This window comes from Pseudomonas sp. DR208 (assembly GCF_019823005.1).
GTDB classification, from domain to species: Bacteria; Pseudomonadota; Gammaproteobacteria; order Pseudomonadales; family Pseudomonadaceae; genus Aquipseudomonas; species Aquipseudomonas extremorientalis.
Genome location: NZ_CP081944.1, coordinates 1,354,176 through 1,378,943 on the forward strand (window position 1 = coordinate 1,354,176; position 24,768 = coordinate 1,378,943).

Annotated in this window: 24 protein-coding genes; 10 read left to right on the top strand and 14 right to left on the bottom strand. The window is 59.9% G+C overall.

Annotated elements, in window-relative coordinates; all coding sequences use genetic code 11:
• Window positions 1–376 precede the first annotated feature (376 nt).
• Window positions 377–1,156: a peroxide stress protein YaaA gene (yaaA, locus tag K5K89_RS05945; protein ID WP_071488571.1), complete on the bottom strand. Its 780-nt coding sequence runs from the start codon at window positions 1,154–1,156 to the stop codon at window positions 377–379.
• Between the two features lie 119 nt (window positions 1,157–1,275).
• Between yaaA and K5K89_RS05950 the strand changes: the two genes are divergently transcribed.
• Together K5K89_RS05950 and K5K89_RS05955 are read left to right on the top strand one after the other, a co-directional pair.
• Window positions 1,276–2,400 carry a polysaccharide deacetylase family protein gene (locus K5K89_RS05950; RefSeq protein ID WP_071488572.1) on the top strand — a complete coding sequence of 375 codons (1,125 nt, stop codon included), beginning with the start codon at window positions 1,276–1,278 and terminating at the stop codon, window positions 2,398–2,400.
• Between the two features lie 339 nt (window positions 2,401–2,739).
• The gene (locus K5K89_RS05955) at window positions 2,740–4,134 is read left to right on the top strand and encodes a PhoH family protein (protein WP_071488573.1); all 1,395 of its coding nucleotides are present in this window, start codon (window positions 2,740–2,742) and stop codon (window positions 4,132–4,134) included.
• A 51-nt stretch (window positions 4,135–4,185) separates the two neighbouring features.
• On the opposite strand, the gene K5K89_RS05960 is transcribed toward K5K89_RS05955, so the two are convergent.
• Genes K5K89_RS05960 through K5K89_RS05970 form a run of 3 tightly spaced genes read right to left on the bottom strand, consistent with a single transcriptional unit; the run spans window position 4,186 to window position 8,833 of the window.
• Window positions 4,186–7,248, bottom strand: coding sequence for a MexW/MexI family multidrug efflux RND transporter permease subunit (locus tag K5K89_RS05960; protein ID WP_222541022.1), 3,063 nt, complete (start codon window positions 7,246–7,248; stop codon window positions 4,186–4,188).
• Window positions 7,245–8,396: an efflux RND transporter periplasmic adaptor subunit gene (locus K5K89_RS05965; protein WP_071488575.1), complete on the bottom strand. Its 1,152-nt coding sequence runs from the start codon at window positions 8,394–8,396 to the stop codon at window positions 7,245–7,247. The genes K5K89_RS05960 and K5K89_RS05965 overlap by 4 nt, the downstream gene beginning before the upstream one ends.
• 23 nt (window positions 8,397–8,419) lie before the next feature.
• Complete coding sequence (locus tag K5K89_RS05970; RefSeq protein ID WP_058422912.1) at window positions 8,420–8,833, bottom strand: VOC family protein; 414 nt, start codon at window positions 8,831–8,833, stop codon at window positions 8,420–8,422.
• Between the two features lie 47 nt (window positions 8,834–8,880).
• Here K5K89_RS05970 and K5K89_RS05975 point away from each other — a divergent pair, with 47 nt between their 5' ends.
• Window positions 8,881–9,807 (top strand): LysR family transcriptional regulator, encoded by a 927-nt coding sequence (locus tag K5K89_RS05975; RefSeq protein ID WP_071488576.1) that lies wholly within the window; start codon window positions 8,881–8,883, stop codon window positions 9,805–9,807.
• Here the strand turns inward: K5K89_RS05975 and ribD are convergent.
• The 6 genes from ribD to K5K89_RS06005 all read right to left on the bottom strand — a co-directional run bounded on the left by ribD (window position 9,786) and on the right by K5K89_RS06005 (window position 15,662).
• Window positions 9,786–10,892, bottom strand: coding sequence for a bifunctional diaminohydroxyphosphoribosylaminopyrimidine deaminase/5-amino-6-(5-phosphoribosylamino)uracil reductase RibD (gene ribD, locus K5K89_RS05980; RefSeq protein ID WP_222541023.1), 1,107 nt, complete (start codon window positions 10,890–10,892; stop codon window positions 9,786–9,788). The two genes, K5K89_RS05975 and ribD, sit on opposite strands and share 22 nt — an antisense overlap.
• Window positions 10,889–12,592 carry a WD40 repeat domain-containing protein gene (locus K5K89_RS05985; RefSeq protein ID WP_222541024.1) on the bottom strand — a complete coding sequence of 568 codons (1,704 nt, stop codon included), beginning with the start codon at window positions 12,590–12,592 and terminating at the stop codon, window positions 10,889–10,891. Before K5K89_RS05985 ends, ribD begins: the two co-directional genes overlap by 4 nt.
• Window positions 12,593–12,632: 40 nt before the next feature.
• Window positions 12,633–13,247, bottom strand: coding sequence for a GTP cyclohydrolase II (gene ribA, locus K5K89_RS05990; RefSeq protein WP_071488579.1), 615 nt, complete (start codon window positions 13,245–13,247; stop codon window positions 12,633–12,635).
• 58 nt (window positions 13,248–13,305) lie between these two features.
• The gene (locus K5K89_RS05995; protein ID WP_222541025.1) at window positions 13,306–14,313 is read right to left on the bottom strand and encodes a formylglycine-generating enzyme family protein; all 1,008 of its coding nucleotides are present in this window, start codon (window positions 14,311–14,313) and stop codon (window positions 13,306–13,308) included.
• A 63-nt stretch (window positions 14,314–14,376) separates the two neighbouring features.
• A complete protein-coding gene (locus K5K89_RS06000) occupies window positions 14,377–15,123 on the bottom strand; it encodes a class I SAM-dependent methyltransferase (RefSeq protein ID WP_071488581.1) in 747 nt (248 codons plus the stop codon).
• A 92-nt stretch (window positions 15,124–15,215) separates the two neighbouring features.
• Window positions 15,216–15,662: a DMT family transporter gene (locus K5K89_RS06005; protein WP_222541683.1), complete on the bottom strand. Its 447-nt coding sequence runs from the start codon at window positions 15,660–15,662 to the stop codon at window positions 15,216–15,218.
• Between the two features lie 190 nt (window positions 15,663–15,852).
• On the opposite strand from K5K89_RS06005, the gene moaC reads away from it, so the two are divergent.
• The 3 genes from moaC to moaE are packed head-to-tail and all read left to right on the top strand — an operon-like array spanning window position 15,853 to window position 17,020.
• Window positions 15,853–16,326 (top strand): cyclic pyranopterin monophosphate synthase MoaC, encoded by a 474-nt coding sequence (gene moaC, locus K5K89_RS06010; RefSeq protein ID WP_071488583.1) that lies wholly within the window; start codon window positions 15,853–15,855, stop codon window positions 16,324–16,326.
• A complete protein-coding gene (gene moaD / locus K5K89_RS06015) occupies window positions 16,323–16,565 on the top strand; it encodes a molybdopterin converting factor subunit 1 (protein ID WP_071488584.1) in 243 nt (80 codons plus the stop codon). The genes moaC and moaD overlap by 4 nt, the downstream gene beginning before the upstream one ends.
• Before the next feature lie 2 nt (window positions 16,566–16,567).
• A complete protein-coding gene (moaE, locus tag K5K89_RS06020; RefSeq protein ID WP_071488585.1) occupies window positions 16,568–17,020 on the top strand; it encodes a molybdopterin synthase catalytic subunit MoaE in 453 nt (150 codons plus the stop codon).
• A 127-nt stretch (window positions 17,021–17,147) separates the two neighbouring features.
• Here moaE and rhlB read toward each other — a convergent pair whose 3' ends face one another.
• Window positions 17,148–18,617, bottom strand: a complete 1,470-nt coding sequence (gene rhlB, locus K5K89_RS06025) for an ATP-dependent RNA helicase RhlB (protein WP_165447910.1) — start codon at window positions 18,615–18,617, stop codon at window positions 17,148–17,150.
• A gap of 96 nt (window positions 18,618–18,713) precedes the next feature.
• Complete coding sequence (locus K5K89_RS06030; RefSeq protein ID WP_222541026.1) at window positions 18,714–19,370, bottom strand: alpha/beta hydrolase; 657 nt, start codon at window positions 19,368–19,370, stop codon at window positions 18,714–18,716.
• Between the two features lie 346 nt (window positions 19,371–19,716).
• Between K5K89_RS06030 and K5K89_RS06035 the strand changes: the two genes are divergently transcribed.
• From K5K89_RS06035 to K5K89_RS06050, 4 genes are all read left to right on the top strand, one after another.
• Entirely contained in the window at window positions 19,717–20,748 is a 1,032-nt protein-coding gene (locus K5K89_RS06035; protein ID WP_071488588.1) for an amino acid ABC transporter substrate-binding protein, read from the top strand.
• Between the two features lie 72 nt (window positions 20,749–20,820).
• Window positions 20,821–22,002, top strand: a complete 1,182-nt coding sequence (locus tag K5K89_RS06040; RefSeq protein WP_058422898.1) for an amino acid ABC transporter permease — start codon at window positions 20,821–20,823, stop codon at window positions 22,000–22,002.
• Between the two features lie 10 nt (window positions 22,003–22,012).
• Window positions 22,013–23,110: an amino acid ABC transporter permease gene (locus tag K5K89_RS06045; RefSeq protein ID WP_058422897.1), complete on the top strand. Its 1,098-nt coding sequence runs from the start codon at window positions 22,013–22,015 to the stop codon at window positions 23,108–23,110.
• A gap of 11 nt (window positions 23,111–23,121) precedes the next feature.
• Window positions 23,122–23,886 (top strand): amino acid ABC transporter ATP-binding protein, encoded by a 765-nt coding sequence (locus K5K89_RS06050; protein ID WP_003171943.1) that lies wholly within the window; start codon window positions 23,122–23,124, stop codon window positions 23,884–23,886.
• A 52-nt stretch (window positions 23,887–23,938) separates the two neighbouring features.
• Here the strand turns inward: K5K89_RS06050 and K5K89_RS06055 are convergent, their stop codons facing one another.
• Together K5K89_RS06055 and K5K89_RS06060 are read right to left on the bottom strand one after the other, a co-directional pair.
• Window positions 23,939–24,421: a type II toxin-antitoxin system MqsA family antitoxin gene (locus K5K89_RS06055; RefSeq protein WP_071488590.1), complete on the bottom strand. Its 483-nt coding sequence runs from the start codon at window positions 24,419–24,421 to the stop codon at window positions 23,939–23,941.
• The gene (locus tag K5K89_RS06060; protein WP_092240871.1) at window positions 24,418–24,729 is read right to left on the bottom strand and encodes a type II toxin-antitoxin system MqsR family toxin; all 312 of its coding nucleotides are present in this window, start codon (window positions 24,727–24,729) and stop codon (window positions 24,418–24,420) included. The genes K5K89_RS06055 and K5K89_RS06060 overlap by 4 nt, the downstream gene beginning before the upstream one ends.
• Window positions 24,730–24,768 lie beyond the last annotated feature (39 nt).

Below are 24,768 nucleotides of genomic sequence, written 5' to 3' on the forward strand. Positions count from 1 at the left end.
GGCCGCTCATCCTGTTTCCTGAAATTTCTTGAAATATTAGGAAAGATGGCACTGGTAGTATATTGATAGCACTTGCTATTTGAGCCAGTAGTTATAGGGAGTTGGCGCGCTGGGATAGTTTTGTGCCACTAGTGTTTGAAAAAAGTGGTGCCACTACGAAAAAAATCGACGAATGTCGAGTGAAAGAATTGTTAGAGATGCGTCGGGATATTTTTTGACGTCAAAAAAATGACGATTCGCGAATTGAAATGCGGTTAAAAATGTGGGAGGGGACTTGCCCCCGAAGACGGTGGGTCAGCTAAAGATAAGCTGGCTGATCCATCGTCATCGGGGGCAAGCCCCCTCCCACATTTGTTCATCAGTGTTCTCGGGAGCTTTATTCTGGTGCGTGATCGCGCAAAAACACCAGGTTATCCGGCTTGGACTGCTCGGCGTTGAAGCGATAGCCCTGCACATCAAACTGCTTGAGCTTCGCCGGGTCGTTGATGCGTTCCTCGATCACAAAGCGGCTCATCATCCCCCGGGCTTTTTTGGCGTAGAAGCTGATGATCTTGTACTGGCCGTTCTTCAGGTCCTTGAACTCGGTGTTGATGATCCGCGCCTTCAAGGCCGTACGCTTGACCGCCGAGAAGTATTCGTTGGAGGCCAGGTTTAGCAGCACGTCGTCGCCTTGTTCGGCCAGCGCTTGGTTGAGCCACTCACTGATACGCGTGCCCCAGAAGGCGTACAGGTCCTTGCCACGGGCATTGGGCAGCTTGGTGCCCATTTCCAGGCGGTACGGCATCATCAGGTCCAGGGGGCGCAGCAGGCCATACAGGCCCGAGAGCATGCGCAGGTGGTCCTGGGCGTAGCTGAAGTCGGCATCGCTGAAGGTCTCGGCGTTCAGGCCGGTGTACACATCGCCCTTGAAGGCCAGTAGCGCCTGCTTGGCATTGTCCTGAGTGAATGCCGGGGTCCAGCTGCCGAAGCGGGCGGCATTGAGGCCGCCGATCTTGTCGGATACGTGCATCAATTCGCTGATTTGCGCCGGGCTGAGGGTGCGCAGTTGCTCGATCAGCTCCTGGGAGTGGTCCAGGTACTGCGGCTGGGTAAAGCGCTGGGTCGCCGGCGCGGTCTCGAAATCGAGGGTCTTGGCGGGGGAAATCACCATCAGCATGAAGTCGTCTCCTTTAAACGTGAGGCGATTCTAGGGGCTGGCGCGTTTTGACTCCACCTATGATGGCGATAGGCGTGATCCGCTATGATGGCCGGTGACTCTGGAGAGGGAGACCCTGTGTGCGAATAGCGCTTTTATTGTCGGCATGCCTGCTATGCCTGAATGCCCAGGCGGCGCCCGTGGATGTGGCCAGCCTGGACCGTGGCTCCTGGCCCGAAAAACTCGGCAGCCCGGCGCTGTTCGACGTGGCTTCACGCGCCGAAATCCTGATGTTCGCCCACAGCCTCCTGGCCAGCGAGAACCAGGACGAAACCGCGCTCAAGCAGCGCCTGGGCCTGAAGATCATCAACCTGGCCGCCATCGACGACCTGCGCCGCCAGCTCTGGCAGCGCCTGCTGGAGAACTACACCTTCGCCCAGCAGAGCTGCGAGGAAGACGCCTCGTTCTGCTATCTGGTGGAGAACATGGACGACCTGCGCGAGCAGGCCGGCAAGTTCGAGGTGAGCGAAGACTCCTTCTATATAGGCTGGGCCGCTCCGAGCCATACCTTCCATGAGCGCTACCTGGATGAATTGCTGCGCAAGGCCGCGCTGTTTCCGCAGATCAGCAGCGAAGTCGCACGTTTCGGCGACCATGAGCGCAATGGCGACGAGTTCAACGACCGCCTGTTCCTGCTGACGTTCGACGGCGGCCCTGCGCCGGTCAGCGGCAATACCGACTGGCTCGCCGACTATTTGCGCAAGCAGAAGATGAGCGCGACCTTCTTCACCCTTGGCAGCAGCCTGCAGGCCCGTGTCGAGCGCAGTTCGGTTGCCGATGTGCAGGCGCTGTACCAGGGCCAGTGCGTCGGCACCCAGGGCTGGCAGTACCGTTCCCACAGCCATTGGGTGGACTGGCAGAGCTCGATTACCCGCAGCGCTTCGCTGGCACAAAACCTGATGCCGGAAAACTACGTGCCGCTGTTCCGTCCGCCCTATGGCCAGCGCCGCGCGGACAGCCAGGGGTTCTTTCAAGCCCAGGGCTTGCAGGTGGCGTTGTGGGACATCGATTCCCAGGATGAACCGGGCAAGCTCAAGGCCGATGAGTCGGCGCAACGGGTGCTGACCTTGATGCTGTTGTGGCGCAAAGGCGTGATTGTGTTCCACGACACCCAGGACAAGGCACGGGTCGCTTTGCCCATGCTGTTGCAGGCGACGGCGCAGAGTGGTCTGGGTTGGCAGGACTGCCGGGAGGCGTTTCGCTGAAGTGCCCGGAACTGTTGGGTTTTGGGCGATTTCGGGGTAATTTTGTGCGACATTTCGATGCAGGCGGACTTCCGACTTTAGCGGGGTAAGTGGCACTCGGCTAGTGCTATTCGTCATCCTGAAAAATAAACTTCAAAAAAGCGTCAAAGTGCTTTTTCCTGTCACACGTTTTGCGGTATTACGAAGTCAGATCGCCGAAACCTGCAACACAGGTGGCGTCTTCCAAGACTCCTCATGTGGGCACTGCGCTTGACGTCACTCAGGTGCAGTCGGTGGTCGAATCGAGGCGCAGCACCGCCCAGGTATTGCGTCGACTGGCTCCCACAAAGGTGACCGAGTATGGATGATCATGGACGTAACCCTTCTTCCGACCAGCCAATCCTTTATGTGCTTGATACCAACGTATTGATCCACGATCCAAACGCACTGCTCAACTTCGAAGAACACCACGTCGCCATCCCGATGATCGTGCTTGAGGAGCTCGATAAACTCAAAAGCGGGCACCACAGCGTGGCCGCCGAATGCCGCCAGGCCATCCGCCTGATCGACAAGACATTGGGCGAAGCTTCGCCAGAAGATGTCGAAGTCGGCGTGCCGATCCAGCGTGGTAAAAGCGGACCCAAGGGCTTGCTGTCGATTCTGATGAGCAAGCGCAGCGAGCCCAACAGCCTGCTGCCGGAAAACCTGAACGACAACAAGATCATCAACCAATTGATCGACCTGCACGCCCGTGACAAGGACCTGCGCGTAGTGCTGGTGACCAAAGACATCAATATGCGCCTCAAGGCCCGAGCGTGTGGGATCGCGGCCGAGGACTACAGTACCGACCAACTGGTCGACGACGTGTCGATGCTGTCCCGTGGTTATCACATGATTACCGGCTCGTTCTGGGACCGCGTCAGCAAGGTCGAAACCCGTCAGGACCATGGCCGTACCTGGCACCAGGTGCAGCTGATCGAAAACCTGCCGGCCGTACATATCAATGAGTTCATCGTCGACGAACAGGGCTTCGTGGGCTGGATCAAAGAGATCCAGGTCGACAAGTTGCTGATCCTCGACCTGCATCAGGAACCCCTGTTGCACCAGGAGGCCTGGGGCCTGAAACCGCGTGATATCTACCAGAGCCTGGCGCTGTACGCGCTGCTCGATCCTGACATCCACCTGGTCAACCTGACCGGCGCCGCAGGCTCGGGGAAAACCATCCTTGCCCTGGCTGCCGCCATCGAACAGACCATGGTGACCAAACGCTATCGCCGCATCATCGCCACCCGCAGCGTGCAGGGCCTGGACCAGGAAATCGGTTTCCTGCCCGGTACCGAAGCGGAAAAAATGGAGCCGTGGCTGGGGGCGATCACCGACAACCTCGAGGCCTTGCACATGGATGATGAAAACACCCATGGCAGTGTCGACTACATCCTCAGCAAAGTGCCGTTGCAGTTCAAATCCCTCAACTACATCCGAGGTCGCAGCTTCCAGCAGAGCCTGATCCTGATCGATGAATGCCAGAACCTCACGCCGCACCAGATGAAAACCATCATCACCCGTGCCGGCGCTGGTTCCAAAGTGGTGTGCCTGGGCAACCTGGCACAGATCGACACTCCTTACCTGTCCGCGACCAGCTCCGGGCTGACGTACCTGACTGAACGCTTCAAAGACTTCCCGAACGGCGTGCACATTGCGCTGCAGGGTGTTCCACGTTCGATCCTGGCCGAATACGCCGAATCCCATCTCTGACCGTCAGCACCTACCAAAACGGGCGTCCCATGGGACGCCCGTTTTTTGTGTTCAGGCCGATTGCTCGACCTGTGCCCAATCGATCGCCGGTTTATGTGCCCTGGACAGCAGGGTGTATACCGACGGCAGTACAAACAAGGTAAACAGCGTGCCCACCAGCATGCCGATCACGATCACCAGCCCCAACCCGAAGCGGCTGGCGGCGCCGGCACCTGACGAGAACAGCATCGGCACCAGGCCCACCACCATGGCCGCCGTGGTCATCAGGATCGGCCGCAGCCGAATGCGTGCCGCGCGCATGATCGCCTGGGCCGGCGTGCAGCGGTACAGCACCTGCAACTCGTTGGCGAACTCGACCATCAGGATCCCGTGCTTGCTGATCAGACCGATCAGGGTGACGAGGCCGATCTGCGTGTAGATATTGATGGTCGCCAGCCCCAGCGCCAGGGGAATCAACGCGCCGCAGATCGACAGCGGCACTGTGATCAGGATGATCAGCGGGTCGGTCAGGCTTTCATACTGCGCGGCCAGCACCATGTAGATCACGATCAGCGCAAACAGGAAGGTCAGCATCAGCGCATTGCCCTCGTGAATGAACTGCCGCGAATCGGCCTGCCAGTCATGGCTGAAACTGGCGGGCAACTGGCGGCTGTGTTCCTGCAAGAAGGCCACTGCCTGGCCAAGGCTGACGCCGGGTGCCGGAATACCCTGGAAGGTCGCGCTGTTCTGCTGGTTGAACTGCTTGAGCTTGTTCGGCTCGATCACGTTGTGCAGGCTCACCACGGTGGACAGCGGCACCTGCTGGCCGGTGTCGGTGTCGACGTAGAAGCCATTCAGGTCCTGGGGCGTGAGGCGTCGCGAGGCCTGGCTCTGGGGGATCACATCGTAGGAGCGGCCTTGCAGGGCGAACCGGTTGGTGTAGTTCTCACCGATCAACACCGCCAGCGTGCTGCCGATGTCTTGCATGCGAATCCCCAGGCTGTTGGCCTTGCTGCGGTCGATGCGCACTTGGGTCACCGGGTTATTGAACGCCAGGTCACTGTCGACCACCGCAAACAGCCCGCTGGCCCGCGCCTGGGTTTTCAGCGTTTCCATGGCCTGGTACAGCGAGCGGTAGTCTTCTGTGCTGCGCATCACCATTTGCACCGGCAAGCCACCGGTGGAGGCGGGCAGTGGCGGCAACTGGAACACGAAGATCGAGTTGCCTTCCACGGCATCGACGCTTTGTTGCAGCTCGGCCTGGATTGTCGCTGCGCTGCGCTGACGCTGCGACCATTCGGAGAAGTTCACCCCGGCAAAACTCGCGGCGACGCCGTCATTGCCGTTGATGATCCAGGTGCTCACGGTCTCCGGCAAGTGGCCGAGAATCCCGCTCAACTGGTAGGCGTAGCGCTCTACATAATCCAGGTTGGCGTGCTGCGGTGACTTGATCGCCAGCAGCAGGTTGCCCTGGTCTTCGTTGGGCGCCAATTCCTTGCTGGCATGGCCATACAGCCAGGGCAGGCTGAGCAGCACCACGGCGCCGAACAACAGGATCAGCCCGCGCTTGCGCAGCGAGCCCAGCAACGCACGCTGATACAGGCGTGCCAGGCGGTGGAAGAAGCGCTCGGCCAGGCGGCTCATGGTGCCTTCATGCTCCTGGCCCGGTAGCAGCTTGGCGCACATGACCGGGGTCAGGGTCAGGGCGATCACCCCGGAGACCAGCACGGCGCCGGCCAGGGTCAGGGCGAATTCCTTGAACAGCGCGCCTGTCAGGCCGTTCATCAGGCCGATGGGCATGTACACCGCCGCCAGGGTAATGGTCATGGCGATCACCGGCGAAGCGATCTCGCGCGCGCCGAACAAGGCAGCCTGCAGCGCGCTGCGGCCTTCCTTGACATGCCGGTGGATGTTCTCCATCACCACAATCGCGTCATCCACCACCAGGCCGATCGCCAACACCATTGCGAGCAGCGTCAGCAGGTTGATGCTGAAGCCGAACAACGTCATCAAGCCCAGGGCGCCGAGCATCGACAATGGAATACTGACGATGGGGATGATCACGCTGCGCACCGAGCCCAGGCACAGGTAGATGATCACCACCACGATCAGGATGGCCTCGATCAGCGTTTCGATCACTTCGATAATCGAGGCTTCGATAAAGTGCGCGGTCTCGAACGCCAGCGCCACCTTGACCCCAGGCGGCAGGGTTTTCTCGATGTTCGGCAGCAGGCGCTTGATGTCGGCGACGATCAACAGCGGGTTGCCCTTGGGTGTCGCATAGAGGCCCAGGTGCACTGCGGGCCTGGCGTCCATCAACGCACTGGTCTCGTACGCAGCCGAACCCAGCTCGACGGTCGCGATATCGCGCAGGCGCAGCAGGTGGTCGCCGTTGTTGCGGATGACCATGTTGCGAAACTCATCGAGGCTGCTCAGGTCGGTGTTGACCTGGATCGAGGAGATCACATAGTGGCCTTTGATCTGCCCCGGTGCTGCCTGGAAGTTGTTGTCGCGGATCGCCTGTTCCACCTGGGCGGCGCTGATGCCGTGGCCTGCCATGCGTTGCGGGTCGAGCCACAGGCGCATGGCCAGGCGCTGGCCGCCGAAGGTCTCGACCTTGGCCACACCGTCGATCGTGGAAAACAACGGCTGCACCACGCGACTCAGGTAATCGCTCAAGGCCGAGGCCGACAGCGAGTCACTGGAAAACCCCACGTACGCCACCGCTGTCGCGTCGCCGGCGGAACGTTCGATCACCGGATCATAGGCCTGTTCAGGCAGGCGGTATTTGACCTGGTTGACCTTGGCAATCACATCGCTCAACGCCTTGGCCGAGTCCTGGTTGAGTGCCATGCGCAGGGTGATCTGGCTGCGGCCCTGCACCGATGAGGAACTGACATAGTCCACGCCTTCCACCGAGGCCAGAGACTGGTTGATCGGTTGGGTTACGAAGCCTTGCATCAGCTCGGCGGGGGCGCCGGGGTAGTCGGTGGTCACGCTGATCACCGAGCTTTCCAACAGCGGGTATTGGCGCACAGGCAGGTCGAGGTAGGCCTTGAGCCCGGCCAGTACGATCAGCAGGCTGACCACCAGGGCCAGTACCGGGCGACGTACGAACAGGTCGGTGAATTTCACGGGTTTTCTCCGGCCATGGTCATCCCCGAGGACGGGTCGGCATCGTTCAACACCGTACGTTCGAGGGGCTCGATAGCGGCACCGTCACTGAGCTTGATCTGCCCGGAAATCACCACGCGGTCACCCGGATTCAGGCCCGCATCGATCACCACGCGGCCATTGCGCCGCTCGCTGGTCTTGACCAATACGCGGCGGACGACGGGTGGGGTATTGGCATCGGTCGATGGCTGCACCACGAAGACATCTTCGCCGTAGGCGTTATAGGTGATGGCGGTTTCCGGCACGCTCAAGGTGTTGCCGGGCAGTGACTGCGGCAGGCGCACTTTGGCGAACATGCGCGGCAGGGCGCCGTCGGTGGGGGCCTGCAGTAGCGCCTGGACGCTCAGGGTGCGCGAGCGGTCGAGGAACGGGTCGATACTGCTGATACGTGCGCTGAAGCGTTGCCCCGGCAGGGCGTCGAGTTGCACATCCAGGGTATTGCCGACCTTCAGTTGGGCCAGGGCTTGCTCCGGCACGCTGAAGTTCACGTACAGGCCCTTGTCGCCGACCAGGTTGATCAGGCTGTCGCCGGGGTTCACAAATTGGCCCAGGTGAACCTTGCGGATCCCGAGGGTGCCGGCGAACGGTGCACGTATGGTCAATTGGTCGATCTGCGCCTTCAGTTCCTGCAGGGCGCCTTGAGCGGTGGTGTATTCGGTCTGGGCATTGTCGAAGGCTTCGCGGGACGTGGCGTTCACCTTGACCAGGGTGCGCGAGCGTTCCAGTTTGACCTTGGCATTTTCCAATTCGCCCTGCAGGCGCATCAGGTTGCCGCGTTGGGGCGCATCGTTGAGCCTGACCAGCACTTGGTCGCGCTCGACGCGCTGGCCGGATTCCACTGGCAACTGCACCACACGTCCGCCGACTTCGGCGGGTACGCTTACCTGCTGCACGGCTTCCAGCTCACCGATGGCTTCCAGGTAGCGGGTGAAGGGGGCGTCGCTGACCGGCGCCACCGCGACTTTGATCGGCGCAGGCGCGTAGGCCGCGGCAGCCGGATGGCTCCAACGCCACAATGCCCACGCCAACGCAATGAGGACAACCACGGCGATCAACAGCGCCACGCTGGTTCGTGAGACGGCACGTCCGGATCGACTGACGTGTGACATAAGCTTCATTCCTTGAGCGGCAATCAGTAAATGGGCCAGCAGCCCGGCGTCAGTAGTTCGACGAGGTTCTCATCCGGATCGCGGAAATAGATGCTCGATCCACCTTTGGGCCAGTGGGTGCGCCCCTCGATGGCAATGTTCGCGTTGTCCAGGCGCGCCTCCCAGGTCGGCAGGTCGTCGGCGTCGATGGCAAAGCAGATATGAATGCGCCCGTTGGCGTCATGGGGAGGGATCTCGCCGCCGCTCAAGTATTTGGTTTGAAGAGAGGCGCCCCGTTTGAATAGCAAGAGAGTATTCTGCTGACCGACATTTAACGCGACGAGTACGTTGCTCTCGACCATCGTCTCAAGCTCCAGGTGCCGGGCGTAAAACGCTTTGGCGCGGTCGAGGTCGTCTACGTACAGCGCGGTCTCAATGATTCGTTTGAGTTGAGGCATGGTTTTGCTCCTTGTTGAAGGTTGCTCCCTGAGATGGAATTCACAGCATGGTCACGGTCCTACTGCGCAATATCGATTTGAATCTGTTGGTGGTGCTCGATGCACTGCTGACTGAAAAACACGTCACTCGCACCGGTGCGCGACTGCATTTGAGCCAGCCGGCCATCAGTCACTCCTTGAGTAAGTTGCGGGTGCTGCTCGACGATCCGATCCTGATCCGCGAGGGTAACGAAGTGGTGCTCAGCGCGCTGGCGCAGAATATCCAGGTGCCGTTGCGCGACATCCTCAGCCAGATCGAAACACTGTTCGGCAAGTCCATCGACTTCGACGCGGCCAGTTCCCAACGCACCTTTCAATTGGCGATGTCGGACTACGGCGCCGCGATTATCCTGCCCAAGTTGCTGGTGCGACTGCGCAGCGAGGCGCCGAACACCACGCTGGTGGTGACCCAGGGCAGCCGGCATGCGATGTTCGAGCAAGTGGCGCAGGGCAAGATCGACCTGGCCCTGGGGGTGTTCCCCAGCCTGACGCCCGATGTGTCGATGGAAGTGTTGTTCGAGGAAACGTTTTCCTGCCTGCTCGACCGGCGGACCCTGTCCAAGGACGGCATGCTGGATCTGGAGAGCTACCTGGAGCGCCCGCATATCCAGGTGTCCATGGACGGAGGTGCCAATGGTGAAGTCGATAGCCTGTTGCGTGCCGAAGGATTGCGCCGTCGCATCGCCGTCAGCGTGCCGCACTGGCGTACGGCGCCGAGCCTGTTGCACAACACCGACCTGATCCTTACCGTGGCCACCCGCACGCTGGAAGACACGTTGCTCAACCCGGACCTGGTGCAATTGCCGCCACCGTTCAGCATTCCGCGCTTTCCCTTTGTGCAGATCTGGCACCAGCGATTCTGTGACGATCCGGCACATGCGTGGTTGCGCGAACAGGTCAAGCAAGTGGTAGCTCATACCGTGCAGGTCGACTGATCGGGGCGCAGGCGTAATCGCAAGTCCTGGCCCAACTGGGTCACTTCATACAGGGTGAAGTCCAGGGAGTGGGTGAGGTTTTCCAGCTCCGGCAAATGCACCAGCGGCCGTGCGAGGTCGCCGAGCAGGCGCGGCGCGACGTACAGCAACAGCTCATCCACCAGTCCGGCGCGCAGCAGGTTGCCGGCCAGGGTCGGCCCGGCCTCGACCATTACATCATGCAAACCGCGCTGGCTCAGATGGACCATCAAGGCATGCAGATCGAGGCCATTCTGGTTGCCCGGCAGGCCGAGCAAGCGCTCAGCGTTGGCGCCTGGCGGCAGATGTTGCTCGTGCACCACATGCAGGCTTGGCGCCTGGTCGTCGAACACTCTAGCGGTACGCGGCACCCGCGCCTGGCTGTCGAGGATCACCCGCAGCGGCGCGATGGCTTCGGCGGACGCCATCTCGCGTACGGTCAATGAGGGGTTGTCGGCCAGCACCGTGCCGCTGCCGGTGAGGATCGCTGCACTGCGCGCTCGCCAATACTGCACATCGGCGCGCGCCCTGGCGCCGGTGATCCATTGCGAGCGCCCGTTGTTCAGCGCGGTGCGGCCATCCAGGCTCATGCCCATCTTCAGTTGCACCCACGGCCGCTGGCGCTTGACCGAGGACAGGAAGCCACGGTTCAACTCGCGGGCGACCGCATTGAGTAAGCCCACGCGAACCTCGATCCCGGCGTCGCGCAGTTCGGCGATGCCACGACCGTCGACCTGCTCGAACGGGTCTTCATGGGCAACGACCACACACGCCACGCCAGCCTCGATCAGCGCCTGGTGACAGGCCCCGGTGCGCCCGACATGGCTGCAGGGTTCCAGCGTCACATAGGCCGTGGCGCCCTTGGCCAGGGCACCGGCCTGGCGAAGGGCGAAGACCTCGGCGTGCGGACCGCCCGCACGCCGATGCCAGCCCTCGCCCACGATGTGTGCACCGTGGGCGATGACGCACCCGACCCGTGGATTGGGCCAGGTGGAGTGACTGCCGCGCTCGGCCAACGACAATGCATGGTGCATATGTTGAAAGTCGATTTCGCTGAAGTGGGTCATGGGCGGCGTTGCCCTGCCACGGCGTGGGCGGTGATCGGGTAGATACGCCCGTCGTAGGCGCTGGCCAGGAAGCCACTGCCTTCGGCGTCATGGGTCAGGCAGGAAATACCGCTGGCGGTGATTTTTTCCACCTTTGCCCATTTGCGCTTGGCCAGGTCGAACACGGCCACGGTGCCGCCGTAGCTGCCGGTGGCGATCATCTGGCGGTCCTTGGAGATCGCAATGCACTTGATCGAGTGGCTATGAGGGGTGTCATACACCTCGCTGTTGCCGGCTTGCCACAGGCGCAGCTTGAGGTCGCGCCCGATACTGGCAAAGCCGCCCTGGATCTGCGTGCAGCCGTTGGAAATACGGTCGTGGGCTTTGTCCAGGTAGGTTTCCAGTTCGAAGTCGCTGATCCGGAAGAACGCTGCGGCCGCTGTCGCGCATACGCTGAACAGGTACTGTTCATCGGCGGCGATGCCCTTGATGGCGTTCTCGTGCATGCGCACTTCGCGCAGGAAACGCGGCTTCTGGTTTTCCAGATTGAAGATCAAGGCTTCGCCAGTGTACGTACCGATTGCGGCGTGCAACTGGCCATCTTTTTCGAAGGTGGTGCCGCAGTTGAGCGGTGAACGGTGCTGGTAGATGACGTCGCCGGTCTTGGCGTCGAACACCGTGCCCATCTGGCCGCCGGTCAACACGCTGTCGCCGAAGGGCAGCAGGAAGTTGCACAGACTGCCGGCCTTGGTGCTGGGCTGGCCATTGATCTGCAGGATGCCGGCATCACCGATGCTGTAGATGTCGTCGCCGACCACCGTGACGGCGTTCAAGCTGATGGCCGGCTCGATGCCGCCCACGTCCCATTCCTGAGTGGTGAAATCCCAGGTGGCGTAGGTGGAGCCGAAGGTCACGAAGGCGATGCGATGGTTGCCCAGCAATGCACAGCTGCGTGGCCAGATGATGCTTGGCAGTGAAGTCTGGGCGGTTTTTACCAGTTGGTTGTCGGGCGTCAACTCCCACAGCATGACGCAACGGTCGTAGCTGAGGCTGACCAGCAGGCGCTGCGCGTCGTTCCATACGATGCGCTTGATGCCGGCGGCATGGGCGGCTTGCAGGTAGGTGCCGCTGCTGCTGATCACGGAGATTTTGCCTTCGTCGTCACCGGCGAAAATGATGCCCTCGCGGGAAAGGGCCACGGTGTCGGTTTCGACGCCGCCCAGGTCGATCAGGTCCAGTTGTTCGCCGCTGGCAGCGTCCCAACGGCGGATCGAACCGTCATCGCTGCTGGAAACCAGGGTCTTGCCATCGGCGGCCCAGCACACCGAAATCACGTCGGCATCGTGACCGCTGAGGATCCGCAGGGTTCGCCCGCTGAGGTCGAACAGGCGGATGCTGTGGTCCCGCGAGCAGGTGGCGATGGTCTGGCCATCCGGTGAGAAGGCAGCCATTTCGATGTCGTCATCGTGACCCACCAGCACGCTTTTCAAGCGCAGCGAAGGGATTTCCCAGACGCGGGCAGTGTAGTCGCTGCTGGCGCTGACCAGCAGGGTGCCGCTGGCGTTGAACGCGCATTGGTTGGCCAGGTGGTCGTGGAGCACGCGCTGGATCGGCGTCTTGGTTTTTGCATCCCACAAAATAACCTGGTTGTCATAACCGGCGGTTGCAACGTACGTATCGTTGAATGTTGCGATACCGCTAATAGGGCCAAAGTGTCTCATGCGTCATCATCCTTAATGTAGTGTGGGCGAAAGAAAGTGTTCAGGCGCGCTTCGGTTGTTTCATCAGGTTGATCACGTGATTTTTCTTATCGACTTTCGCTTGCAAGTAATGAGTGTTATGTCGGGTGACAAACACGCCGGTCGGAATAACGTTGTCCACTACAATGCCGTTATCCACCAGGGCTTGAACTTTGTCCGGGTTATTGGTGATCAATTGGCAATGTTTGATGTTCAGCGCTTTCAACATGCCTGCGGCCATGGAGAAATCGCGGTCATCTTCCGGAAAGTTCAGATGAGTATTGGCTTCGAACGTGTCCATGCCAGAATCTTGCAGGCGGTAGGCGTCCAACTTTGCATATAAGCCGATGCCGCGGCCTTCTTGGCGCAGGTAGATAAGATAGCCACCCACTTCCTGCATGCGCAGGATCGACTCGTTTAATTGCGGGCCGCAGTCACAGCGCTGTGAACTGAATACATCGCCGGTCAGGCATTCGGAATGAATACGCACCAACGGGCTGATGGGATTGGCGGGGCCAAGCTTTATCACGATATGTTCGTGTGCCGTGTCCAACCCACTGAACGTGTAGAAAGTTCCAGGGTTGGAATGGTCGTCCAGGGGGATATCAACATGGTTGCGTACGCTTAGGCGGTTCATGGCGGTTCCTTCCGTGCTTGAATGATCAACGCGTTATTGTTTTGGTACAGAAGAGGGATTACAGGGTTTGTGCGAGGCGAAAGCCCATTACGTAAATCTGTCGCGGATACTTGCCGTGACGCCGGCAATTGCGGGTCAGGTCGCGAAACCGCGTGAAGCTGCCACCACGGGCGATGCGGTGGGTGCCAACCACAGTGACGAGGTCGTCGGTGATGGCGGTGCCGCCGGGGTAGGGGGCGTAGTCGTCAGCGACGAATTCTTCGACATTACCGGCCATGTCCAGACAGCCAAATGGCGAAGCACCCTCGACCAGGAAGCCGACCGGAGTGGTGTCGAACAGGCCCAGTTCGGCGGTGTTGGCACGCTCGGGCAGGAAGGTATTCCCCCAGGGATATTCGAGGTTTTCCGGGCCGGCGGCGGCGTATTCCCATTCAGCCTCGGTGGGCAGGCGGAAGCTGCGCCCACTGGCTTCGCTGAGCCAGGCAGCGTAGGCGTCGGCGTCATCGGCAGTGATCCCGTAGACCGGATGGTTGGCGCGTGCGTGAGGGTACTGTCCGAAGGCCCAGCTTTCGGGAATCCGTGCCTGCGTGTTGGCTTCGAGAAAGGCTCGGTATTCGAGGTTGGTCACCGGATATTTACCGATGGCGTATGGCCGCAGGTGTACGCGATGACGAGGGACTTCCTTGGCGATCCAGTCCCGATCCAGGCCCAGGCCGCGCATGTCATGCATCACCTGGTCGACCGCCGATTCGGCCAGACCGATCTCGACGGTGCCTGCGCTGATTTGAATCATCGTGGGGTTGAGTACATCGAGCCTGGGGTCATGGGTCAGTGCCAGCAGTTGGGCGGCGGCATAGCGCCAGGCCAGCGGCGAGACAGGGTTTTCGACGCGGTCGGCCAACTGTTCGCTGGTCTCTTCCGACACCAGGCGCCAGGCTGCCAGCGGCAACTTGAGGTTGACGGCTTCGTGGAAATGCTCAGGTAGGCCCATCAAGAAACGGTCTGTCATTTCGGCGGTCAGGGGGCCGTCGAACACGGGCCAATGGTTGAAACCCTTGGGAGTCATAACGCTCGTTTTCCTACTGCGTGGGAGAAAAGGCACGTACACCCAGGCGTACGTGCCCGGCCTTCAGAGGGTGCAGATCAGCCCGGTTTGCAGGCAGTTGCGTTCGAAATCATCCCAGTAGCCCTTGGGGTGCTTGGCCCGCTCGGCCTCGGAAATAATCGGTTTTTGCCACTGCAGGCGGGAGAAGCCGGCTTTCATGATCGCCAGCTCATAGCGTTCGCGGCTCCAGCGATGGAAGGTGAAGGCGCTGGGCGGTGTGGTGACAAATTCGGCGTGGTGGCGAAAGCCGCCTTCATGGGGTTCTTCGGTGAGTACGTGCACGCCGTATTTGGTGAAGTTGCCACGTTTCAATTGAAAGGTTGGCTCTACCGTGTAAGCCACGACCCGTCCACCTGGGGCGAGGTTCTTGGCGACGACCTGGAACATCTTGTCCAGTTTTTCTGGCGAATCGGCATAGTTGAACAGCCAAGCGGCGGTGATCAGGTCGAACTTGCCGAGAATGCCCAGATCGCAGATATCGCTGACGTGGTACTCGATCGGCTCCTGGTTGCGCGCCGACTCTTGCCGGGCCAGTTCAATCATGGAGGCGGAGATGTCCACGCCAACCACTTTGCTGGCACCTTGGCGATACAGCTCGCGTCCGAAGAAACCGAAACCGCAGGCCAGGTCCAGTACGGATTTGCCCTGGGGATTACCAACCATACTGAAGAAGGTTGCGGTTTCCACCGAGCGCTGCGAGGCGCTGTCCGTGAAAGCTTCGAAGCGTTCGCCGATGGCGTCGTAAGTTGCCGTTGCAGTTTGAGTGGTCATTGCCTCACCTTTTTAAAGTTAATAGCTGTCGTCAATCCCTGACTGGGAACATGAAGAAGTCTTCTGTTTTTGGTGACCCTGTTAGGCGTGAATCAAGTGCGAGTGGTAATAAGGAATCCTCCTATGACGACAAGTACGCCGACCAGTTTATTAATGTTGAGAGACTGTTTGGGGAAGCCCAATAAGCCAAAATAGTCAATCGCAATTGAAACGATAAGTTGTCCGATCAATACCGCCATGATGAAGTTGAGGGCGCCGAGTCGAGGCGCCATCAATAACGCTACGGTAATATAAAAAACGCCGGCAACACCGCCCATCCAAATCCACCAGGGGCCGTCTTGCACGGCGGCAAGATTGGGACGAGGCGCCTTGACTGCAATAATGACAACAATGAGTACAACCAGGCTGACCATGAGGGATACTGCAGTGGCCCATAAAGGATGGCCTAGCAGGTTACCCAGTTTTGCGTTGGTGCCTGCCTGCAAGGGCACTGCAAAACCGGCGAATAAACTGAGCAGGATGAAATACAGTAAGGTCATGAAGTGGGCATTCCGTTTTTTTTCAAGTTTTACGGTGCTTGGATTGTTGGCGCCAATTCTTTGTTCTGATGGGGTGTATTCGTCGCACTGATCGAGCATTTGGCTACTGGTGATTCAGGGACGGGGAATCAGGTGTGCGCAATCTTGACCGACGGGTTTACAATCGCTGCTCCTGATCAGGAGTATCCCTGTGCTGACTCATCTCGATTCCCAAGGTCGCGCCCATATGGTCGACGTCACCGACAAGTCCGTGACGTTCCGTGAGGCGGTGGCCGAAGCGCGTGTGCGCATGCTGCCCGAGACCCTGCAAATGATTGTCGACGGCGCCCACCCCAAGGGCGACGTATTTGCCGTGGCCCGTATTGCCGGGATCCAGGCCGCGAAAAAAACCAGTGACCTGATTCCCCTCTGCCATCCGTTGATGTTGACGGGCGTCAAGGTCGAACTGAGCGCCGAGGGTGCAGACTTGGTGCGTATCGTGGCGCGCTGCAAACTCTCCGGCCAGACCGGCGTGGAGATGGAAGCCCTTACTGCTGCCAGCGTCGCGGCGCTGACGATCTACGACATGTGCAAGGCGGTGGACCGTGGCATGACCATCGAAAGCATTCGCCTGCTGGAAAAACTCGGCGGCAAAAGCGGGCATTTCAAGGCGGACCAGGCATGAGCATCAACGTATTGTTTTTTGCGCGTTACGCCGAAGCGGTGGGTTTTGATTCGTTGGAGATGGAGGGCGACTTCGCCACTGTCGATGCGGTGCGTCTGGCGCTGGCCAGTGACCCGGAGTTTGCAGTGCTCAACGAAACCAGCCTGATGTGTGCGCGCAACGAAGAGATGTGCGGCCTTGATGAGCCGGTGCAGGCAGGTGACGAAGTAGCATTCTTCCCACCCGTGACCGGAGGCTGAGCATGGCCATTCGTGTGCAGGCCCAGGCGTTTGATCCCGGTGCTGAAGTCAACGCGATGCATGCGGCCAATGTCGGCGTGGGCGCGGTGGTGAGTTTTGTTGGCTATGTACGCGATTTCAATGACGGTCTGGATGTCGCGGGAATGTTCCTGGAGCACTACCCCGGCATGACCGAAAAGGCCCTGGCCAAGATCGCTGTGGAAGCCGAGCAGCGCTGGCCGTTGCTCAAGCTGGAAGTGCTGCACCGCATTGGCGCGCTGGAACCTGGCGAGCCGATTGTGTTTGTTGGGGCGGCCAGTGCCCATCGCCAGGCGGCGTTTGATGCCTGCGCGTTTGTGATGGATTACCTGAAGACGCGGGCGCCGTTCTGGAAGAAGGAAAATACCAGTGAGGGGCCGCGTTGGGTGGAAGGGCGCCACAGCGACCACGCCGCCGCGGAGCGCTGGAAGTCTTAGGCCAAACACAGCACCAAATGTGGGAGGGGGCTTGCCCCCGATTGCAGTGGGTCAGCCAACAGAGATGTTAGATGTGCCATCGCTATCGGGGGCAAGCCCCCTCCCACAGTTTTCACTGCATTCCAGCTTACGGGCGCTTGCGCTCCACAGCCCGCAGCAAGTGCGTCGGCGGCGTCTCGCAACTGATCTTGCGCCCCAGCAGCGCCTCGATCGACGGCAGCTGATACGAATCATCTTCCCCGGCAAAGCTGATCGACACACCCGCCGCCCCGGCACGGCCGGTACGGCCAATGCGGTGCACGTAGTCATCCGGCACTTCCGGCAGGGTGAAGTTGATCACATGGCTGATGCCGTCGATGTGAATCCCACGCCCGGCCACGTCGGTGGCCACCAGCACACGGATCTTGCCTTCGCGGAAGCCTTCCAGGGTCTTGATGCGCTTGTGTTGCGGCACATCGCCGGACAGTTGCGCGGCGTTCACACCGTCACGCACCAGGCGTTCTTCGATCCGGCGCACCTCGTCCTTGCGGTTGGCAAACACCATCACGCGTTCCCAGCCGTTGTCGTTGACCAGGTTGTAGAGCAGCTTGTACTTATCGGCGCCGGCTACCGCGTAGATGTGTTGCTCGACGTTTTCGCTGGCGACGTTTTCCGCTTCGATCTCGACGATGGACGGGTCGGTGGTCCATTGCTTGGCGAGGTTCATCACGTCTTCGGTGAAGGTCGCGGAGAACAGCAGGGTCTGACGCTCGGATTTCGGCGGGGTCTGGCGAATGATCTGGCGCACTTGCGGGATGAAGCCCATGTCGAGCATGCGGTCGGCTTCGTCCAGCACCATCACTTCGACCATGTCCAGGTGCACGTCGCCGCGCTGGTTGAAGTCCAGCAGACGGCCAGGGGTGGCCACCAGGATGTCGCAGTGGCGGGCTTCGAGGTGTTTGAGCTGCTTGTCGAAGTCCATGCCGCCCACGAACGTCATGACGTTGAGGCCGGTGTACTTGGTCAGGTCGGCGGCGTCCTTGGCGATCTGTACCACCAGCTCCCGGGTCGGGGCGATGATCAGCGCGCGCGGTTCGCCCATGTAGCGCTCTTTGGGCGGCGGCGTCTGCAGCAACTGGGTGATGATCGAGATCAGGAACGCGGCGGTCTTGCCGGTGCCGGTCTGGGCGCGGCCGATGGCGTCTTTGCCGGCCAGGGTAAAGCCCAGCACCTGCGCCTGGATCGGCGTGCAGTATGGAAAACCAAGGTCCTGGATGGCGTGCATCAGTTCCGGGGCCAGCTTGAAATCATGGAAGCGGGTCTTGCCTTCCTGGGGTTCGACGACAAAGTCTTCGAGTTTCCACGGAATTACCGGCGGTTTTGGCGCACGTTCACGGCGCGGTTTTGGTGCCACCGGTGCGGCAACGGGTTCGACCGGTCTGGCCTGTTCGGGTGGGGTCACCGTCGGCTTCTTCGGCTGGGCGGCGGGTGCGGTCCGGTCGGGCTGTCTGCCGTCATTGCGGCTGCCGGCTGTCGGGGCAGGAGCACTGGAATCAGGCGCGAGCGGCTCAGCCTCGCTTTTGCCGAACATCTTCTTGAGTGCTTTGAGCACGGTGATCTCATTAATTGGTTAAGGAATGTACGCCGGCCAGTGTAATGCAAGAATCGGGCGCGGCGTAGTGCGTCTGTCATACGGCTACATAAACGCTGGTGTTCAGCCCAGGCGAGCGGTCAACCAGGCACCGATATCGCGTATCTCCTCGGGTAACACTTCGTGGCCCATTGGGTATTCCTGCCATGTCACGGTGACACCACGGCTCTTCAAATGCTCGTAGGCGCTGCGGCCCATGGCGTTCTGCACCACGTCGTCGTACTGGCCGTGCAGGCACAGGGCGGGAATGCGCTGCTGGCTGGCGGACAATTCCAGCTCGTCGCTGAACGTGGGGGCATAGGTGGAGAGGGCAATCACGCCACCCAAGGGGCCTTCCCAATTCAGGAATGCGGTGTGAAAGACCACGGCGCCACCCTGTGAAAAGCCGGCGAGGAAAATCCGCGAAGCCTCTATTCCGGTTCTCTTCTGTGCCTCGATCAAATCCGTGACCATTGTTGCCGAGACTTCCAGCTCTTCCAGGCTGATGGAACGGGCCGGGCTCATGGCTTTGATGTCGTACCAGCTTGGCATCTCGTAGCCACCATTGATCGTCACCGGCCGGGTCGGTGCCTGGGGCAAAACGAAACGCGTGGTCAGCAGGCTTTCCTGCAGCGCCTCGGCCACTGGCAGGAAGTCATAGCGATCGGCACCCAGGCCATGCAACCAGATAACGCAGGCGTCTGCGGGCTTGGCGGGCTGAAGAATCAAGGGGTCGGTCATGTCTGCTCCATTAATGTGCGTGCGCTCCGATTAAGTGCGACGGAACGGTGCGCGATGGGTTGATCTGTTAAGAAGATGTCGCACGGTTGAATCTTTTTCTCTTGACCGGGGGCTGGAACGACTCAGCCGGCACTCTGGTACGGCGCTTGCTATGTGTTGAACGATGTCAGCGCTATCCCGGGACGGTAACACTATCAGTGACTGCCGCTTGTGGGATAGCAACTGGAATTACTGCGACAACTTCATGCCGCTTGACCCTAAAAAAAGCCAACACGGGTCGATATCGCCTCATAAGGGTGCGCTGAGGTTCGAGCTCCGACACAACAAGAGCAAACTGGAGGTTTGAATGAAGGTATTGAAATCCACCCTGGCCATCGTGACTGCGGCGGCTGTACTGGGTGTCAGTGGTTTCGCCCAGGCGGGCGCCACGCTGGACGCCGTGCAGAAAAAAGGCTTTGTGCAGTGTGGCGTGAGTGACGGCCTGCCGGGTTTCTCGGTACCGGATGCCAGCGGCAAGATCCTCGGGATTGACGCCGACTTTTGCCGCGCTGTGGCTGCTGCCGTTTTCGGCGACGCGACCAAGGTCAAATTCAGCCAGTTGAATGCCAAGGAGCGTTTCACCGCGCTTCAATCCGGCGAAGTCGACATTCTGTCCCGTAACACCACCATGACCAGCTCCCGCGACGCCGGCATGGGCCTGAAATTCCCAGGCTTCATCACTTACTACGACGGCATCGGCTTCCTGGTAAACAACAAGCTGGGCGTGAAAAGTGCCAAGGAACTGGACGGTGCAACCATCTGCATCCAGGCCGGTACCACCACCGAGCTGAACGTTTCCGACTACTTCCGTGGCAACGGCCTGAAATACACGCCGATCACCTTCGACACTTCCGATGAAAGCGCCAAGTCGCTGGAATCCGGGCGTTGCGACGTACTGACCTCCGACAAGTCCCAGCTGTTCGCCCAGCGCAGCAAGCTGGCCTCACCGAAGGACTACGTTGTTCTGCCGGAAACCATTTCCAAGGAACCACTGGGCCCGGTCGTGCGTAATGGCGACGACGAGTGGCTGGCCATCGTGCGCTGGGTTGGCTACGCCATGCTCAACGCTGAAGAAGCCGGCATCACCTCCAAAAACGTCGAAGCTGAAGCCAAGTCCACGAAGAACCCGGACGTTGCGCGTCTGCTCGGTGCTGACGGCGAATACGGCAAAGACCTGAAAGTGAAGAAAGACTGGGTTGTACAGATCGTCAAGCAAGTCGGTAACTACGGTGAAGTGTTCGAGCGCAACCTGGGCAAGAGCACCCCGCTGGAAATCGACCGTGGCCTGAACGCGCTGTGGAACGCTGGCGGCATTCAATACGCACCACCTGTGCGCTGATCGCTGATGGTTCTGTCACCCGGTGGGCCAACCGCCGGGTGATGTTCTGTTCCATTATTTCCGGGGCACTTCATGCAAAATCAAATCGGCGCACCCAAGCAGAAGCTCAGCTTCAGCGACCCTAAAGTGCGTGCGTGGCTCTTCCAGATCATCACGATAGTGGCGGTGGTCTCGCTGGGCTGGTACCTCTTCAACAACACCCAGACCAACCTTCAGCACCGGGGCATTACCTCGGGTTTCGACTTTCTTGAACGCAGTGCCGGCTTCGGCATCGCGCAACATTTGATCGATTACACCGAATCGGACAGCTATGCCCGGGTCTTCGTGATCGGCTTGCTCAACACCTTGCTGGTGACCTTTATCGGCGTGATCCTGGCGACCTTGCTGGGGTTCATCATCGGCGTGGCGCGGCTGTCACCGAACTGGATGATCAACAAGCTGGCGACCGTGTATGTGGAAGTGTTCCGCAACATTCCGCCGCTGCTGCAAATCCTGTTCTGGTACTTCGCGGTGTTCCTGACCATGCCGGGGCCGCGTAACAGTCATAACTTCGGTGACACCTTCTTTGTCAGCAGCCGTGGCCTGAACATGCCGGCAGCGATTGCCGCTGACGGGTTCTGGCCGTTTGTGGTCAGCATCGTTGTCGCCATCGTGGCAATCGTGCTGATGGCGCGTTGGGCCAACAAACGTTTCGAAGCCACCGGCGTACCGTTCCACAAGTTCTGGGCGGGCCTGGCGCTGTTCATCGTGATCCCGGCGTTGTGCGCCTTGATCTTCGGCGCGCCGCTGCATTGGGAAATGCCCAAGTTGCAAGGCTTCAACTTTGTCGGCGGCTGGGTACTCATCCCTGAACTGCTGGCACTGACCCTGGCGCTGACCGTCTACACGGCAGCGTTCATCGCCGAGATCGTGCGTTCGGGCATCAAGTCCGTCAGCCATGGCCAGACCGAAGCCGCGCGCTCCCTGGGCCTGCGCCCCGGGCCGACGCTGCGCAAGGTCATCATCCCGCAGGCGCTGCGGGTGATCATTCCGCCGCTGACCAGCCAATACCTGAATCTGGCGAAGAACTCGTCCCTGGCCGCCGGTATCGGTTACCCGGAAATGGTCTCGCTGTTTGCCGGCACGGTGCTCAACCAGACCGGCCAGGCCATCGAAGTCATTGCCATCACCATGAGCGTGTACCTGGCGATCAGCATCAGCATTTCCCTGCTGATGAACTGGTACAACAAGCGCATTGCGCTGATCGAGCGGTGAGGAAACCAGCATGACTACGCATACATTCAAACCGGATATGCCGCCGCCGAACAAAGTGTTCGGGCCGATGGCATGGATGCGCGCCAACCTGTTTTCCAGCTGGCTCAACACCCTGCTGACCCTGTTGGCGTTTTACCTGATCTACCTGGTGGTGCCGCCGATCCTGCATTGGGCGATCCTGGATGCCAACTGGGTCGGCACCACGCGGGCCGATTGCACCAAGGAGGGCGCCTGCTGGGTGTTTATCCAACAGCGCTTCGGGCAGTTCATGTACGGCTACTACCCCGGCGACCTGCGCTGGCGCGTGGACCTGACCGTGTGGCTGGCCATCGTTGGCGTAGCGCCGCTGTTCATCTCGCGTTTCCAACGCAAGGCGATCTACGGCCTGAGCTTTTTGGTGCTGTACCCGATCATCGCCTACTTCCTGTTGCATGGCGGCATCTTCGGCCTGACCAACGTGGCGACCAGCCAATGGGGCGGGCTGATGCTGACCCTGGTGATCGCCACCGTCGGCATCGCCGGTGCCTTGCCGCTGGGCATCATGTTGGCGTTGGGGCGGCGCTCGAACATGCCGGCGATTCGGGTGGTCTGCGTGACCTTCATCGAATTCTGGCGCGGCGTGCCGTTGATCACCGTGCTGTTCATGTCCTCGGTGATGCTGCCGTTGTTCCTGCCCGAAGGCATGGGCATCGACAAGCTGCTGCGGGCGTTGATCGGCGTGATCCTGTTCCAGTCGGCCTACGTGGCCGAGGTGGTGCGCGGTGGCTTGCAGGCGATTCCCAAAGGTCAGTACGAAGCGGCTGCAGCGATGGGCCTGGGTTACTGGCGCAGCATGGGCCTGGTGATTCTGCCGCAAGCCCTCAAGCTGGTGATTCCCGGCATCGTCAACACGTTCATCGCGCTGTTCAAGGACACCAGCCTTGTGATCATCATCGGCCTGTTCGACCTGCTCAACAGCGTCAAGCAAGCCGCCGCCGATCCTAAATGGCTGGGCATGGCCACCGAAGGCTACGTGTTCGCAGCCCTGGTGTTCTGGATTTTCTGTTTTGGTATGTCGCGCTATTCCATTCATTTGGAACACAAGCTCGACACAGGCCACAAGCGTTAGGAGTTGTTGTTATGAGCGAAGCGATCAAACAGCCTGTGAGCCCTGAAGGCATTATCCAGATGCAGGGCGTCAACAAGTGGTACGGCCAGTTCCACGTGTTGAAAGACATCAACCTCAACGTCAAGCAGGGCGAGCGTATCGTGCTGTGCGGCCCGTCGGGTTCGGGCAAGTCCACCACCATCCGCTGCCTCAATCGCCTGGAAGAGCACCAGCAGGGCCGCATCGTGGTCGATGGCGTGGAGCTGACCAACGACCTCAAGCAGATCGAAGCGATCCGCCGCGAAGTCGGCATGGTGTTCCAGCATTTCAACCTGTTCCCGCACCTGACCATCCTGCAAAACTGCACGCTGGCGCCAATGTGGGTGCGCAAGATGCCCAAGCGCAAGGCCGAGGAAATCGCCATGCACTACCTGGAGCGCGTGCGCATCCCGGAGCAGGCGCACAAGTTTCCGGGGCAACTGTCCGGCGGCCAGCAGCAGCGCGTGGCCATCGCCCGTGCGTTGTGCATGAAGCCCAAGATCATGCTGTTCGACGAGCCGACTTCGGCACTCGACCCGGAAATGGTCAAGGAAGTACTCGACACCATGATCGGCCTGGCCGAAGACGGCATGACCATGCTGTGCGTGACCCACGAAATGGGCTTTGCGCGCACCGTGGCCAACCGCGTGATCTTCATGGACAAGGGGGAGATCGTGGAACAGGCGGCGCCGAATGACTTCTTCGACAACCCGCAGAATGATCGGACCAAGTTGTTCCTGAGCCAGATCTTGCATTGATCGATGCTTGAAACGATAAACCCGGCCTGGTGCCGGGTTTGTTTTTGCCTGTCTAGGAGGCCTTGAGCGCTTCCTGATCGGTATTGATGGTGTGGTTGAATCCGCGCATATCAGTACCCTCGGCCAACGCCCTCGCATCGGCCAGCAGGTGTGGGTAGCGATCCAATAGTCGCATCAGCAGCACCAGGGGTTTGGGGGGCAGAAGCTCGCCGCGCTCGTAGCGTGAAAAAGCGTTGTGACCGCCTCCCGATAGCAGTTCCACCGCTTCCTTCTGTGTAATGTGCAGTTTGCGTCGGATGCGTTTCATCTCGGTGCCGATCATTTTTCGCGCGGCGTGGATGAGTTCATCACCGGCTTTCGCATGGCGCTCTGAACTATCAGGGTCATACACGCTGTCGCTGCATGCATGGCATTCCCAGCCAGAAAGGTCATCGACACGACTTTCCATGCCTTTGACACTAAGGGTTTCGCTTCGGCCCTCGAACCGGGTCATTCCGCCGGGTGTACCGCATATATAGCATTGTCGGGTTTTCATGAGTTGCACTCCTTGAAGGAGATGACCGGGGGGTTACCGCCTGGGCAGTAAGTCACCTTTATGTAGATCTCCATGCCGTGTGAACTGATGTGGTACACGTCCTGCCATACCCGATGGTCTGCATAGGTAGTCATTGATTTGTACAACATCCTGGTTTGCAATTGATAAACGACCTCCTTCATCTCATGGATTGCGAAGCCGAGTTTCCTTCCTGTGGCCTTGGCCGTTGAGGTAAATGCCTGGTCTCCCAGCCGTCTCACATCCGCCTTTATCACCGCCAAATCGTAATGAGGTGTGTACTTTTCCATAAGACACCTAAGTCCATAATTACCCTCAAAGGGTAATTT

Coding starts and splice junctions, on each gene's coding strand:
- yaaA (WP_071488571.1), bottom strand. CDS start 1,156: ATGCTGATGGTGATTTCCCCCGCCAAGACCCTCGATTTCGAGACCGCG.
- K5K89_RS05955 (WP_071488573.1), top strand. CDS start 2,740: ATGGATGATCATGGACGTAACCCTTCTTCCGACCAGCCAATCCTTTAT.
- K5K89_RS05965 (WP_071488575.1), bottom strand. CDS start 8,396: ATGTCACACGTCAGTCGATCCGGACGTGCCGTCTCACGAACCAGCGTG.
- K5K89_RS05970 (WP_058422912.1), bottom strand. CDS start 8,833: ATGCCTCAACTCAAACGAATCATTGAGACCGCGCTGTACGTAGACGAC.
- K5K89_RS05975 (WP_071488576.1), top strand. CDS start 8,881: ATGGTCACGGTCCTACTGCGCAATATCGATTTGAATCTGTTGGTGGTG.
- ribD (WP_222541023.1), bottom strand. CDS start 10,892: ATGACCCACTTCAGCGAAATCGACTTTCAACATATGCACCATGCATTG.
- K5K89_RS05985 (WP_222541024.1), bottom strand. CDS start 12,592: ATGAGACACTTTGGCCCTATTAGCGGTATCGCAACATTCAACGATACG.
- ribA (WP_071488579.1), bottom strand. CDS start 13,247: ATGAACCGCCTAAGCGTACGCAACCATGTTGATATCCCCCTGGACGAC.
- K5K89_RS05995 (WP_222541025.1), bottom strand. CDS start 14,313: ATGACTCCCAAGGGTTTCAACCATTGGCCCGTGTTCGACGGCCCCCTG.
- K5K89_RS06000 (WP_071488581.1), bottom strand. CDS start 15,123: ATGACCACTCAAACTGCAACGGCAACTTACGACGCCATCGGCGAACGC.
- K5K89_RS06005 (WP_222541683.1), bottom strand. CDS start 15,662: ATGACCTTACTGTATTTCATCCTGCTCAGTTTATTCGCCGGTTTTGCA.
- moaD (WP_071488584.1), top strand. CDS start 16,323: ATGAGCATCAACGTATTGTTTTTTGCGCGTTACGCCGAAGCGGTGGGT.
- moaE (WP_071488585.1), top strand. CDS start 16,568: ATGGCCATTCGTGTGCAGGCCCAGGCGTTTGATCCCGGTGCTGAAGTC.
- K5K89_RS06030 (WP_222541026.1), bottom strand. CDS start 19,370: ATGACCGACCCCTTGATTCTTCAGCCCGCCAAGCCCGCAGACGCCTGC.
- K5K89_RS06035 (WP_071488588.1), top strand. CDS start 19,717: ATGAAGGTATTGAAATCCACCCTGGCCATCGTGACTGCGGCGGCTGTA.
- K5K89_RS06040 (WP_058422898.1), top strand. CDS start 20,821: ATGCAAAATCAAATCGGCGCACCCAAGCAGAAGCTCAGCTTCAGCGAC.
- K5K89_RS06045 (WP_058422897.1), top strand. CDS start 22,013: ATGACTACGCATACATTCAAACCGGATATGCCGCCGCCGAACAAAGTG.
- K5K89_RS06050 (WP_003171943.1), top strand. CDS start 23,122: ATGAGCGAAGCGATCAAACAGCCTGTGAGCCCTGAAGGCATTATCCAG.
- K5K89_RS06055 (WP_071488590.1), bottom strand. CDS start 24,421: ATGAAAACCCGACAATGCTATATATGCGGTACACCCGGCGGAATGACC.
- K5K89_RS06060 (WP_092240871.1), bottom strand. CDS start 24,729: ATGGAAAAGTACACACCTCATTACGATTTGGCGGTGATAAAGGCGGAT.